The following is a 12,618-nucleotide window of genomic DNA, read 5'->3' on the forward strand; positions in this document are numbered from 1 at the left end:
GTTATGATTTGTTCAGCAATCTTTTTACATTAACTATCGCTAAAAGCAGCCAAATTGGGAATAATGAACCGTACTAAAATCGCCGCGCTTTTAACTTGCTTCAACCGCAAAGAGAAAACATTAGCTTGCTTAGATGCTCTTTTTAAGCAGGCACTTCCAGCAGATGTTGATATTTTAGGCTATCTAGTCGATGATGCCAGCACAGACGGAACCAGCGAGGCAGTTCGTCAAACCTATCCTCAAGTCAAGATTTTTTCCGGAGATGGGAACTTATTTTGGAACGGGGGAATGCGTGGGGCTTTTACCGAAGCAATGAAAGATGATCCCGACTACTACCTATGGTTAAATGATGACACTCTTATTTATCCAGAAACCGTAAGTGTCTTGCTAGAAACCACTCAAAAATTATCAGAAAAAGGAGAAACCAAAGCAATCGTTTCCGGTTCTACCTGCGACCCGGAAACGGGTCAAACAACATACGGCGGTGTGGTGCGAAATAACCCTTTGCACCCATTCCGATATGGTATTCTAGAACCAACAAAAGAGCCTCAGATGTGCGATACTATGCACGGCAACTGCGTATTAATTCCCCGCAGTGTTGTGCAAACGGTCGGCAACCTCGATCCGGCTTTTGTCCATTATATTGGCGATTGGGATTATGGTTTACGAGCCAGACAGAAAGGATGTACAGTTTGGATTGCTCCTGGCTATTTAGGCACTTGTTCTCTCAACCCCCAGGTGACCAAAACGGCTGCTGATAATTTAAGTGAAGGATTGGATAAAATGAGCAAACCGAAAGGTTTATCCTTCAAAGATACTACCCTGCAACCGGCTCAAGAGTGGAAAGTATTTACTCAGCGGCATGGTGGCTGGTTGTGGCCAATTTATTGGCTGCTACCTTATCGCAGGTTAGTTTGGCTTTCAGTGTTGAGTAAACTGGGATTGACTAAAAACAAAACTCAAGGTGAATAGGATGGTTGATAGAAATGAACTCCGCATTGCTTGGCTTGTCCCGGAAGTGGAACTGGGAGCTTACTGGCAGCCTGTTTTGAGGGAATTTACAAAAATTTTTAAGAATACTGTATTTTATACTGGTCGTGTTTGGTCTGGGTTCGATCCTACGCTGCCGGGAGCATCGGCAATTCAGTTGGTAGGGGAGACTAAATTTGTCGAGACGGAAAAGATAGAAACAGGGTACGATCGCGGATTCATTGTAGTATCGCCTAGTATTATCGGCTATTTGCTAAAATTTAGACCTCATGTGGTCTTTCCCCAAGCTTTCTCTTTGTGGACTGTAATTGTTGCGTTTTTAAAACCGCTACTGAGGTGGAAAATTGCGATTATTTACGATGGTAGTTCCCCAAATACAGACTTTCGAGATTCCAGTTTTAGGACTTTTGTGCGCCGCATCCTTGTGCGGTTTGCCGATGCTTTTGTTGCCAATAGCAATGCGGGGAAAAAATATTTGATGGAAGTTCTCAATGTACCGGAGGATAAAATTTTTACCCGAACCTATCTCGTACCTGACGCGGGAGCTTTGCTGAAACGATTAGATCAAACTCAGCCGCCCAACTTGCAGTTAAAACGCCCGATTTTTCTGTATGTAGGGCGCATTACGGCGAGAAAGGGAATTAAAACGCTTTTAGAAGCTTGCGCTATTCTTAAAAATCAAGGTTATGTTGATTATTCGCTGTTGATTGTTGGCAAGGGAGATCAGCGGGAAGAACTAGAAACATTTATTAAACTGTACGATTTTGAAGAGCAAGTAACGTGGGCGGGATGGGTGGAATATGGAAATTTAGGTGCTTATTTTCAGCAAGCTGATATTTTTGTGTTTCCTACTTTTGAGGATGTCTGGGGTATGGTTGTACCCGAAGCGATGGTGTTGGGAAAACCAGTATTGTGTTCAAAGGGTGCAGCTTCCTGTGAGTTAATTATGTCAGGCGAGAACGGTTATATTTTCGACCCTAGCAGTGCTCAAGAGTTAGCGGAGAAGATGCAAATTTTTATAGATCATCCTGATTTAATTGAGTCGATGGGACAGCGTTCACGACAGATAATCTCTCAAAAAACTCCGGAAACAGCAGCTAAAGCTTATGTCGAAGTTACATCTTTTTTGATGGAGAATATGTGAAGCAAGTTCGGCAACGGATTTTTTAAATGATTTAACGGAGGGATGGAAGAGGAAAGAGGGAAAAATTACCAATTACCAATTACTAATTACGACTTAGCCATGAAAGTTTTATTATCTGCGTTTGCTTGCGAACCGAATCTCGGCTCCGAAGAGGGAGTAGGATGGAATACTGTTATCCAATCTGCTAAATATCACGAAAGTTGGGTATTGACTCGCACGTTTTGTCGATCGTACATTGAAGCAGAACTAGAGCGGAACCCAGTGCCAAACCTGCACTTTGTTTATTTTGATCCGTTTGGGTGGAGCGAAGATTGGAAGGGGAAACAAGGATTGCTGCAACTTCACTACTATCTGTGGCAAATCTGGGCTTATTTTATCGCTCGGAAGCTCGATCGCGAAATCGGTTTTGACACAGTACATCACGTAACTTATGTCAAACATTGGTCTCCAAGTTTCCTGGCACTGTTGCCGCATCCTTTTATTTGGGGGCCTGTGGGGGGTGCAGAAGCAGCACCAAAGCCTTTTTGGGAAGATTTTAGCCGCCGGGGCAAAATTTACGAAACGCTGCGAGCATTGGCTCAAAGCGTAGGAGAACGCGATCCGTTTGTGGGGCTGACAGCGCGCCGCAGTGCTGTGGCGCTGGCAACTACGGAAGAAACCGCAGCCAGACTGCGATTTCTCAAAGCAAAAAACGTGAAGATTTTCTCCCAAGTCGGTTTATCGCAGCAGGAAATTCAAGAACTAGAGCAATTTCCTATCCCGCCGGAGCAACCAATTAGATTCATCAGTGTCGGTCGTCTCTTACACTGGAAAGGGGTACACTTGGGACTCCGTGCATTTGCGGAGGCAAAGCTGGAACAATCGGAATACTGGATTGTGGGAGACGGTCCGGAAAGGCAGCGTTTGGAAGCTTTGGCAACAGAATTGGGACTGGCAAATAAAGTATTTTTTTGGGGAACTTTATCTCGCACTGAAACTCTTTCTAAAATGGGGGAGTCTCACGTTCTCCTCCATCCGAGTTTGCATGACTCTGGTGGTTTTGTTTGCACGGAAATGATGGGGGTTGGTCGTCCGACGATTTGTTTGGATTTGGGGGGCCCGGCTACTCAAGTGACCGCTCAAACGGGGATTAAAGTGGCTGCTACTGACCCCGATCGCACTGTGCAAGGTCTAGCAGAAGCTATAGTGTGTTTAGCCCAAGATCGTGAATTGCGAGATCGCTTGGGTCGATCGGGTCAAACGCGCGTCAGGGAAATCTATGATTGGAATATCAAAGGTAAATTCTTTGCCCAATTGTGCGAAGATGTACTCGACGGAAAATCAGGATAACTTCTGATTTGTTCGAGCGGGCAAAACACAAAAAACTATATTTTTTCAGGCGGTGAAACGTGGGCGTTGCAATCATTACTGGCTCGGCGGGTTTAATTGGCTCTGAGGCGTGTAAGTTCTTTGCCAAACAAGGCTTAGATATAGTTGGCATCGACAATAATATGCGCCAGTTCTTTTTTGGTGCTGATGGTTCTACAAACTGGAACCGCCAACAGCTCGAAAAGTCTTTGGGTACCAAGTATTATCACTTAGATGTGGACATTCGCGACTATGAAGCGATTACCAATATCTTTCAGCGGTACGGCGAGTCGATCGAATTAGTAATTCACACAGCAGCCCAGCCCAGCCATGATTGGGCTTCTCGTGCTCCGAAAATAGACTTTACCGTCAATGCCAACGGCACTCTCAATCTTCTAGAAGTAACTCGCTTGTACTGTCCTAAAGCGGTTTTCATTTTCACTTCTACCAATAAAGTATACGGCGATACGCCTAACAGTTTGCCTTTAATTGAATTAGAACACAGGTGGGAAATTGAACCAGGCCATACTTACGAAAGCGGCATTCGGGAAGATATGTCACTCGATCAGTGCCTGCACAGTTTGTTTGGTGCTTCTAAGGTAGCTGCTGATGTTTTAGTCCAAGAATACGGTCGATATTTTAATATGAACACCGCTTGTTTTCGCGGCGGCTGTTTGACGGGTCCAAATCACTCTGGAGCTCAATTGCACGGCTTCCTCGCCTACTTGATGAAGTGTGCTGTCACGGGAACTCCTTACACCGTGTTTGGCTACAAAGGCAAGCAAGTTCGCGATAACATTCATAGCGCTGATTTAATTTCGGCATTTTATGAATTTTATAAAGCTCCCAAAAGCGCCCAAGTTTATAATACAGGAGGAGGCAGGTACAGCAATTGTTCGATGTTAGAAGCTATCCAGATGTGCGAGGAAATTGCGGAACGCAAGTTTAATTGGACTTATGCTGAAGGGAATCGCATTGGCGATCACATTTGGTGGATTAGCGACAATTCAAAATTTTCCAGTCACTATCCCAACTGGAAAATGAAATATAACGTTAAACAAATCCTACAGGAGATTTATGAATGTAACCGCGAGCGTTGGCTGAAAGAGGATTCCCATGAGTGAGCGGGACAAACAGAATGTGCTGGGAATTTCGGTAAACGATTGAAGAATACAAGGTTAAACAAATCTTAGGGGAGATTTATGAGTGTAACCGCGAGCGTTGACTTAAAGAGGTGCTCCATGATTGATAAAGGGAAAAAGAATGTACTGGGCATATTAGTAAATGCCGTTAATTATGAAGCGGCTGTTAGCAAAATTATTGCGGCAGCCAGCGCCGGAAAACCAATGTCAGTTTCTGCTCTAGCGGTTCACGGGGTAATGACTGGAGTTCTCGACAGCACTCATCGTTATCGGATTAATCACATTGACTTAGTATTGCCAGACGGACAGCCGGTCAGGTGGGCGTTAAACTGGCTCTACCATACGGAATTGCCCGATCGAGTTTGCGGGCCGAATGCGATGTTACAAATCTGCGAACGTGCGGCAGAAGAAGGATTACCTATCTATTTGTACGGCTCTCAAGCCTCTGTACTGGAAGCTTTATCTCGCAATCTCTGCCAGCGTTTTCCCAAGTTAATTATTGCTGGAACTCAGCCTTCTAAATTTAGGCACGTTTCGCCCCAAGAGAAACAAGAAATTGCACGGCAAATTCGCAACAGCGGTGCAGCAATTACTTTTGTCGGTTTAGGGTGTCCCCGGCAAGAAGTCTGGGCTTACGAATACCGGGACGACTTATCAATGCCGTTGATTGCTGTAGGTGCTGCTTACGATTTTCATGCGGGTAATTTGGCTAAATCTCCTGACTTTTTATCTAAAATAGGTTTGGAATGGCTGTTTCGGATGATTAAGGAACCTCGGCGCCTTTGGCAGCGGTATGTTTTTTTGAATCCGCTTTATATCTGGCTGTTTTTGCTACAAGCTTTGAAAATCAAACAGTTCGACCCTACAGACGCCACGCCGCCTGTAGAAGAAGTATTATATGGTTGAAATTTAAAAGTTTCTTGTCAATTATGGGTGCTCACAAGAAAAAAGTAAAAAAGCAAACACATCGTAACTAATCGTTTTGAGGTGCAACTGCGATCGCATATTCAAGAAAATTTATATCAAATCCGGTGACATCGGAATTATAGTGGGAGCTTAAGAGCTCGCTACCCAAATCGCGAGCTCTTAAGCTCCCACTGACACGATCCAAATATATTATTCCGATGCAACCGGAAACGATATTAGGCCCGAAAACAATTTTTACATTATCTATGTGGTAAGCTGCGGACTCCACACCTTACATACAAAGTTTGTGCGTCAGTATCGATCGACTCAGGTGAATTGCTGGGTCAATAGTCGCATTTGGTTTGACTGTACTCCTGGCATGGGCGACGATCGCAGGAGATAGCAAAAGTATGGTGAGTGTGTAACCAAACTTGATAATCAAACCAAAAGTTTATGTAGGGCTTGCTGAATCAGTGAGAAAAGTAAACAGTGTATGGGTTTTCCGAACAAAAAAGTAGTAAGGGTCGCCGTGAAAAACAGGTATAATCAGTCAAAACCCGTGCATCACCACCTGCGATCGTGTATAGAAAAGCTGAGCTTGCCCCAAGCTCCCCATCCGACTTTGAACTCCCCTTTGAAGGAAGATTGTCAGAAGATAACCGTTGGGTAAAAATGACCCAACTAATTCCTTGGTTAGAATTTGAATCAGAATATGCTGCAAATTTTCCGACCGAAATGGGAGCACCCGCTTGCATCATTTAGGATGGCATTAGGGGCATTAATTATCAAAGAAAAGCTGGGAATCAGCGACATAGAAACAGTAGAACAGATCCGAGAAAACCCATACCTGCAATACTTTATAGGTCAATCAACATACAGTAATGAACCCCCATTTGATCCATCATTATTAGTCCACTTTCGGCAGCGAATCAGTGCAAACTTAATCAAGAAAGTGAACGAACGGATGGTGGAAAAAATGCGCGAAACCACCCCAAAACCGCCCGAAAAAAAAAAGGATTCGGACGCAAAAAATGAATTAACCAATCAAGGAAAATTAGTCATAGATGCGACCTGTGCTCCAGCAGATATTAGCTATCCCACCGACTTAGGGCTATTAAACCGAGCCAGAGTTCATACCGAAAAAATCATCGATATTCTCTATAAATCCCTCAAAGTAAAAATCAATAAAAAACCCAGAACCTACCGGAAAATAGCCAGGAAAGACTACTTAGCAGTAGCAAAACAACGACGACCTAAACGAAACAAAAAAATCCAAGCCCTTAAAAAACAACTGCAATATATCAAAAGAAACCTCGCTAATATTGAACAGCTAATCGAATCAGGTGCCACCCTACAAAGTTTGACCAAAAAGCAATATAAAACCTTGCTAGTTCTCACAGAAGTCTATCGCCAACAACTCTGGTTATTGGAAAATAAAAAACAGAGTATATCGGACAGTTGGGGTAAGTTTAAGCCAACCGCACATCCGTCCCATTGTTAGAGGAAAAGCAGGAAAACCCGTAGAGTTTGGAGCTAAACTGTCAGCGAGTTGCAGTGAAGGATATGTATTTTTAGACCGGATAAGTTGGGATAACTTTAACGAATCAGGAGACTTAAAAGCACTCATTTGAAGCATTTAAAATTTACACAGGATGCTATCCAGAATCAGTCCATGCCGATCGCATTTATCGAACCAGGGAAAATCGAGCCTGGTGTAAAGAAAGAGGAATTAGAATTAGTGGCCCCCCTTTAGGAAGGCCACCAGCAATTGTTAGTAAGGAAACCAAGAAACAAGCCTGGGAAGATGAAAGAATTCGTAACTCTATTGAGGGCAAATTTGGACAAGGTAAAAGAAGATTTAGCTTGAATCGAGTGATGGCAAAGCTTGATAATACTTCGGAAACAGCTATTGCTATTACTTTTTTAGTGATGAACCTTGCTACCTGGTTAAGACGGGTTTTTTGTGTGTTTTTATGTCAAAAACCAAAAATCACACCTATTTATGGTTCAATGATTATTAAAAGCTATAACTGGGCAAGTTATAGTCAACAAAAAGTTATGTTTTGCCGAGCTTGAATTGCCCATTAATTGCGATCGCGATTTTTCCTAACTTATTCAGTAAGCCCTATGTAGGGTTTGCTGAATAATCGATCGCCCGCAAAGAACAAGTTCGATCGATATCTGAAAGCTCAGTTAAAGATAAGCTTTTCCTGTATCGATTCCCCCCAATTATAATTGAGGATTATCTTCAACCCAAAAACAGGTGTTCTTTTTCCAAATAGACATAAAAACACACAAAAAACCCGGCGCCACCAGGAAGCATCGGTTCATGACTAAAAAAGTAATTTCAATAACTGTAGTAGATGTATTATCGAGTTTAGCCATCATTAGATGAGCGACCGAATCTTCGTTTACGCAAGTCCCGAACTTGCCCTCAATTGCATTTCTAATCCTTTTATCTTCCAACGCTTGCCTCTTTTTTGATTGACTCACATTTGCTGGCGGTCTTCCTAGTGGGGGCCCACGCTCGCCTAATTCCTTTTTCTTTGCACCACGCTCGGTTTTCCCTTGTACGGTAAATGCGATCCTTCCACATGAGGGGAGTTCAAAGTCGGAGGGTGATAGGAGAGCAAGCTCAGCTTTTCTGTACGCAATCGCAAATGGTGATGCACGGGTTTTGACCTATTTTACCTGTTTTTCACGGCGACCTGACGGACGATCGCGCAATCGCATCACCCAGCCCTCGTAAATCTTTTGCTCTTTATTCAGCAAACCCTAATTACTAATGTGGAAACGACACCCGCAACCATCGGAGATGTCGAAATGACTCAGGTGATTCATCAAGCTTTGCAGGGTAAACACCGATTGCCACAAGAACATATCGTCGATACTGCTTATGTTGACGCCCAACACTTGCTCACCAGCGAGACTGATTTAGGTATTGAGATCCTTGGCCCTGTACCGCCTGACTCTAGTTGGCAAGAACAAGCACAGCAAGGCTTCGATCTTTCTTGTTTTACGGTCAATTGGGAGCATCGCCATGCGAATTGTCCCCAGGGCCACATCAGCAAATCTTGGCATCAACCCTCGGATCGCTATGACAATCGAGTCATTCAAGTGCGATGAAAGTCGGGCTGATTGTGCTGGTTGTCCTGTGCCCTCTCAATGTACTCATTCGCCCGCGTCAGCTCGTGTTCTGACTCTCAAACCTCAACCTCTTTACGAAGCTCTTGCCAAGGGTAGGGCTAGACAACATACCCTGGATTTTAAGCAGCTTTATGCCTTACGGGCTGGTGTTGAAAGTTCCCTATCTCAAGGAATTCGTGTTTTTGGTTTGCGCCGGGCTCGTTACATGGGTCTTGCCAAAACTCGTCTACAACATATTGTGACTGCTGCGGCGATGAATCTGTCGAGAATGTGGGCATTTTGGCGTAACATTCCGATTGCCTTGACCCGTGTCTCTAGTTTTTCTGCTCTTTTTACTTCTGGCTCATCATAGTTCTTTTGCCATGATTATGGGATGTTTGGTTTCACCCTTTTTTAATTCGCCAACATTCTCTATAATTCGTTACTACACATACAAAGTCCGCCCGCGCGGACTCTGAATAAAACGATAATTAAGAACTGGATTTGATGTTAATAGCGGGGGACGGTTCGATCGACCACCAGTGAGTAAGCATCGATACCGCCAACGATATTTTTAACATTGGTAAATCCTTGAGTCGCTAACCAGTGGCACATTTGAGCCGATCGCACTCCGTGATGGCACAGAACTAGGGTTTCTGTATCGCGATCGAGTCTAGCGTCAATTTCACCCGACCATTCGGCAAACTCGCTCAGCGGAAAAGCTACAAATCCCGGCAGCGCCGCGAGTTCAATTTCGTAAGGTTCCCGCACGTCTACAAGCTGCAATTTCTCAGCATTGGTTTCTGCTAAGTGGCGACCTAATTCTTCGACTGTAATTTGAGCAAAAATTTCTGACATTTGATTATAAAAAGTAGTCATTAGTCATCAGTCATTAGTCAGTTAACAGTCAACAGTTAACAGTCAACAGTCAACAGTCAACAGTTAACAGTTAACAGTCAACAGTTAACAGTGATTAATTGACGGGCGAAGGCGGTGAAATTAGCTCCGCTGGAGGCGTCGGTGCAGGACGCCCGTCCAACTGGCTCACGCTGCCCCTCGGGTCAAGACAAGTGGCGATTAACCTGTCAGTCGGAAATTCGAGCCTGCCGCTCAAACCGACTACGCATTCAGAAAACTGTTGGGGCAATAAACTGCGGCGGCATCCATCAAGCACTACCAGGGGATCTGCAGGTTGAGTTCGACTTTTGCCGTTAATATTCACTACGCAACTAGCCAATTCGTTGGGACGCCTCACCCGCCGACAGCTAGAGAGCGCTTCGACACCCGAAATATTGGTTTTGCGGTTGATTTGGAGGGCGCATTTAGATATGTCGCGGGGGTGGAGCGCGTCAGCACAAGCGGCTGCCGCTGCCTCTGCCCCCACTCCGGCTTCGATTAGTTCCAGGGCGCAGACGCGATAGGGATTCCTAGAGCGAGGGAATCTAATGGTGATCGCTGAGGCTGGTGAGATTGGCAGTGCTGTTGCCAACAAACCGAGTGCTGCTAGCTGCGTGCCGAGAGCCAATATCCAGCGCCCGGTAGGGTTTGAGCCTGTCGGTGCTGGCTTTGGGGAAGAAGTGCGGGAAAAATTGCGGTTGTGCATGGCAGATCGAGTAGTGAGTTTTTTTGGCTGATTGGGGCGAGCGATCGGGTTTTCCTTCAGAATTTACCGCACATTATGGATCGCCCTGCGGTCGATCGTTTTTTTATCGATCTTTGTTTGAATTTTGGCCGTTACCAACATATAATATAGAGTCTGCATAAAATTGCATACAGATATTAGAGAGGAAAATAAATGTCTCGATATCGAGGCCCCCGATTGAGAATCGTCCGTCGCCTGAAAGAGTTGCCGGGTCTAACCCGCAAAACCCCCAGACGAGATTATCCGCCTGGACAGCACGGTCAAAACCGCAAAAAGCTCTCTGAGTACGCGGTTCGCTTGCAAGAAAAGCAAAAACTCCGTTTCAATTACGGTGTGACGGAACGCCAACTGCTCCGTTACGTCCGCAAAGCCCGCCGTGTCACGGGCTCCACAGGTCAAGTGTTACTGCAATTTTTGGAAATGCGCTTGGACAATACTGTGTTTCGGATGGGAATGGCTCCAACCATTCCGTCCGCCAGACAATTGGTAAATCACGGTCACATAACTGTCAATGACCGTGAAGTCAATATCGCCAGCTATCAGTGCAAGCCTGGTGATGTAATTGCGGTGAAAAATAGAGAGCGCTCTCGCACAATGGTAGAAGCTAATCTCAAAGACCCAGGCTTGGCTCACTTGCCGAATCACTTGGAATTTGATAAGCAAAAACTGGTTGGCAAAGTTAACGGCGTTATCGAGCGCGAGTGGATTGCTCTTCAGATTAACGAACTGTTAGTGGTGGAATACTACTCACGGCAAGCTTAAGTTATTAGTCATCAGTCGCTGGTCATTAGTCATCAGTTGGTTGCTAGCAGAATAATTAATAATTGGGTAAGAACCCAGTTATTGATTAATTGCTACTGAATAATGAGGACTGAGGACTAAGAATTCATAATTTTCAACATTCCCACCCCCTAAAAAGGGATGGGATTTTTTGAAGGTTTCGCTTGGGAACTTCTTTGAGTGGCCATTTGCTCGGACGACACTTGCCTGATGGCATTAAATGATGTCCCAGCCTCAAATTATTCCCTTAAAAAGTTTCTTCTCCGGTTGGTTCTTGGTGGACAATGCCTCGCTTTTGAAGGCGATAATTCGCTACAACAGGGTAAACAACACCGCGTATCCGATTGATCGCACCTACTGGACGATGAACTGCTAAGCCGTTCCAGGGAGAATATCTCAGGTTTTCGTTGAAATCAGATTGTTTTTCATAATCAATAATCTGATGCTGGACGGTGAGACGACCTACTCTCAAGAAGGGTGATTCATTTTCCTTCCAGACATTGATGCCATCGTCGATCGGCATTTTTAGGCTGGTTTGGAACTGAATGCCAAAATCCCACCAGTATTCGGCATCAGGTTTCGCCAAAGCTTGAATTAGATTGTCCCGGTAATAATTGTCTGGTTTATTCGGATCTAAACCCAAGGCTTTAGCGCGATCGACAAAGGGAATTTTAGGAATTCCCGGTCGAGATTCTTCTGGAATTATCTCGTGCGGTGGTTGGGATGAAACCGGAGTAAACCCATACTTAATTACAGCAGGATATTCGACAGGAACTAGACCAGGTTTAGAGGGATCGAAATCGGGATAGAGACCCAAAGCAGAGGGTGAACCGCTCCAATATTTGGCTGTTAGCAAACTCTTCGGAGTCCGGCTACCCGTAAGCGTCGAGACCGCTATAAAGTGTCTGGGATGTCGCATTAGCCACTTTTTCAATGTCTCTGGTGATTCAACCAGAGCAGAAAAAAAGCCGTAGTAGTCTTTGATGGTTTGGCTCACAAATATCTCTGAATTGTGAACAATGATGTCCTGGGTTTTTGACTCGTGGCTTTGCGCCAGTCGTTCCCCTTCCACCCCCATCACTTTCAGTGATATTGAGCGCGAATCTTTTTGGTAATCGGGGTATACTTTGGTAGCCCCGTTAGCAAATCGCAACCAAACAGGATATTCTTTGGGTTTGGCCAGCAAACCTTGCTTAAGGGAAATAGCATTGAGTTGCGAAGAAGTTAACGAAGCGCGTTTGCCCAATTCCTGTTTAATCGCTTCCTCATCAAAGTCAAAAATTTCCAGAGTTCCTTTAACGCAAGCATGAGTTTTGGCGTGAGTATCTCGCAGCGCCCGCTCCTTATTGCCGTAAAGATTATCCATCCGAAGCTTGGCTTGCTCAACCAAAAGATCGTAGTATTTGAGTTCGTCCTGTTCCGGATATTCGGTAAATAACTTTTTGTTCATCACACAACCTTCGGTTAATCGCTAAAAAAGGCTCTACACAAACCGTTGCATCTGTTAAACAGTATAAATGCTGGTGCAATTGCTTCCGAAT

The 12,618-nt window shown here is 44.7% G+C and carries 12 protein-coding genes and 2 pseudogenes; 9 read left to right on the forward strand and 5 right to left on the reverse strand.

From position 1 onward, the window contains the following. The first annotated feature begins 63 nt into the window (after positions 1-63). The 5 genes from OSC7112_RS21190 (at position 64) to OSC7112_RS21210 (ending at position 5,529) form a co-directional block, all read left to right on the forward strand. Complete coding sequence (locus OSC7112_RS21190; protein ID WP_015177825.1) at positions 64-972, forward strand: glycosyltransferase family 2 protein; 909 nt, start codon at positions 64-66, stop codon at positions 970-972. Position 973: 1 nt separating this feature from the next. Next, positions 974-2,134 (forward strand): glycosyltransferase family 4 protein, encoded by a 1,161-nt coding sequence (locus OSC7112_RS21195; protein ID WP_015177826.1) that lies wholly within the window; start codon positions 974-976, stop codon positions 2,132-2,134. Positions 2,135-2,176: 42 nt separating this feature from the next. Then, a complete protein-coding gene (locus tag OSC7112_RS21200; RefSeq protein ID WP_015177827.1) occupies positions 2,177-3,463 on the forward strand; it encodes a glycosyltransferase family 4 protein in 1,287 nt (428 codons plus the stop codon). Positions 3,464-3,522: 59 nt separating this feature from the next. Continuing rightward, a complete protein-coding gene (locus tag OSC7112_RS21205) occupies positions 3,523-4,605 on the forward strand; it encodes an NAD-dependent epimerase/dehydratase family protein (protein ID WP_015177828.1) in 1,083 nt (360 codons plus the stop codon). Between the two features lie 117 nt (positions 4,606-4,722). Further along, entirely contained in the window at positions 4,723-5,529 is an 807-nt protein-coding gene (locus OSC7112_RS21210) for a WecB/TagA/CpsF family glycosyltransferase (RefSeq protein ID WP_041622664.1), read from the forward strand. Positions 5,530-5,821: 292 nt separating this feature from the next. Here the strand turns inward: OSC7112_RS21210 and OSC7112_RS40050 are convergent, their stop codons facing one another. After that, a complete protein-coding gene (locus OSC7112_RS40050; protein ID WP_190274246.1) occupies positions 5,822-5,971 on the reverse strand; it encodes a hypothetical protein in 150 nt (49 codons plus the stop codon). A 137-nt stretch (positions 5,972-6,108) separates the two neighbouring features. On the opposite strand from OSC7112_RS40050, the pseudogene OSC7112_RS21220 reads away from it, so the two are divergent. Further along, positions 6,109-7,605 (forward strand): annotated as a pseudogene (locus tag OSC7112_RS21220) (IS5 family transposase). A gap of 113 nt (positions 7,606-7,718) precedes the next feature. Here the strand turns inward: OSC7112_RS21220 and OSC7112_RS37210 are convergent. Further along, positions 7,719-8,116: pseudogene (locus tag OSC7112_RS37210) on the reverse strand (transposase); the annotation flags it as partial. 200 nt (positions 8,117-8,316) lie between these two features. Here OSC7112_RS37210 and OSC7112_RS38475 point away from each other — a divergent pair. Then, entirely contained in the window at positions 8,317-8,655 is a 339-nt protein-coding gene (locus OSC7112_RS38475) for a hypothetical protein (RefSeq protein WP_150111574.1), read from the forward strand. Next, on the forward strand, positions 8,627-9,028 hold the full coding sequence (locus OSC7112_RS36045) for a transposase (RefSeq protein WP_071883998.1): 402 nt from the start codon (positions 8,627-8,629) through the stop codon (positions 9,026-9,028). Before OSC7112_RS38475 ends, OSC7112_RS36045 begins: the two co-directional genes overlap by 29 nt. A gap of 137 nt (positions 9,029-9,165) precedes the next feature. Here OSC7112_RS36045 and OSC7112_RS21235 read toward each other — a convergent pair whose 3' ends face one another. Both OSC7112_RS21235 and OSC7112_RS21240 read right to left on the reverse strand, forming a co-directional pair. Further along, complete coding sequence (locus tag OSC7112_RS21235; protein WP_015177830.1) at positions 9,166-9,534, reverse strand: rhodanese-like domain-containing protein; 369 nt, start codon at positions 9,532-9,534, stop codon at positions 9,166-9,168. A 94-nt stretch (positions 9,535-9,628) separates the two neighbouring features. Beyond that, complete coding sequence (locus tag OSC7112_RS21240; RefSeq protein ID WP_015177831.1) at positions 9,629-10,258, reverse strand: hypothetical protein; 630 nt, start codon at positions 10,256-10,258, stop codon at positions 9,629-9,631. A gap of 192 nt (positions 10,259-10,450) precedes the next feature. Here OSC7112_RS21240 and rpsD point away from each other — a divergent pair, with 192 nt between their 5' ends. Continuing rightward, positions 10,451-11,059 carry a 30S ribosomal protein S4 gene (gene rpsD / locus OSC7112_RS21245; protein ID WP_015177832.1) on the forward strand — a complete coding sequence of 203 codons (609 nt, stop codon included), beginning with the start codon at positions 10,451-10,453 and terminating at the stop codon, positions 11,057-11,059. A gap of 265 nt (positions 11,060-11,324) precedes the next feature. On the opposite strand, the gene OSC7112_RS21250 is transcribed toward rpsD, so the two are convergent. After that, positions 11,325-12,527 (reverse strand): catalase family protein, encoded by a 1,203-nt coding sequence (locus OSC7112_RS21250; protein ID WP_015177833.1) that lies wholly within the window; start codon positions 12,525-12,527, stop codon positions 11,325-11,327. Between the last annotated feature and the right edge of the window lie 91 nt (positions 12,528-12,618).

Source organism: Oscillatoria nigro-viridis PCC 7112 (genome assembly GCF_000317475.1).
Lineage (GTDB): Bacteria > Cyanobacteriota > Cyanobacteriia > Cyanobacteriales > Microcoleaceae > Microcoleus > Microcoleus nigroviridis.

Bases quoted from the DNA above. Each gene is read 5' to 3' on its own strand.
- OSC7112_RS21190 (WP_015177825.1), top strand. From the start codon at position 64: ATGAACCGTACTAAAATCGCCGCGCTTTTAACTTGCTTCAACCGCAAA.
- OSC7112_RS21195 (WP_015177826.1), top strand. From the start codon at position 974: ATGGTTGATAGAAATGAACTCCGCATTGCTTGGCTTGTCCCGGAAGTG.
- OSC7112_RS21200 (WP_015177827.1), top strand. From the start codon at position 2,177: ATGGAAGAGGAAAGAGGGAAAAATTACCAATTACCAATTACTAATTAC.
- OSC7112_RS21210 (WP_041622664.1), top strand. From the start codon at position 4,723: ATGATTGATAAAGGGAAAAAGAATGTACTGGGCATATTAGTAAATGCC.
- OSC7112_RS36045 (WP_071883998.1), top strand. From the start codon at position 8,627: ATGACAATCGAGTCATTCAAGTGCGATGAAAGTCGGGCTGATTGTGCT.
- OSC7112_RS21235 (WP_015177830.1), bottom strand. From the start codon at position 9,534: ATGACTACTTTTTATAATCAAATGTCAGAAATTTTTGCTCAAATTACA.
- OSC7112_RS21240 (WP_015177831.1), bottom strand. From the start codon at position 10,258: ATGCACAACCGCAATTTTTCCCGCACTTCTTCCCCAAAGCCAGCACCG.
- rpsD (WP_015177832.1), top strand. From the start codon at position 10,451: ATGTCTCGATATCGAGGCCCCCGATTGAGAATCGTCCGTCGCCTGAAA.
- OSC7112_RS21250 (WP_015177833.1), bottom strand. From the start codon at position 12,527: ATGAACAAAAAGTTATTTACCGAATATCCGGAACAGGACGAACTCAAA.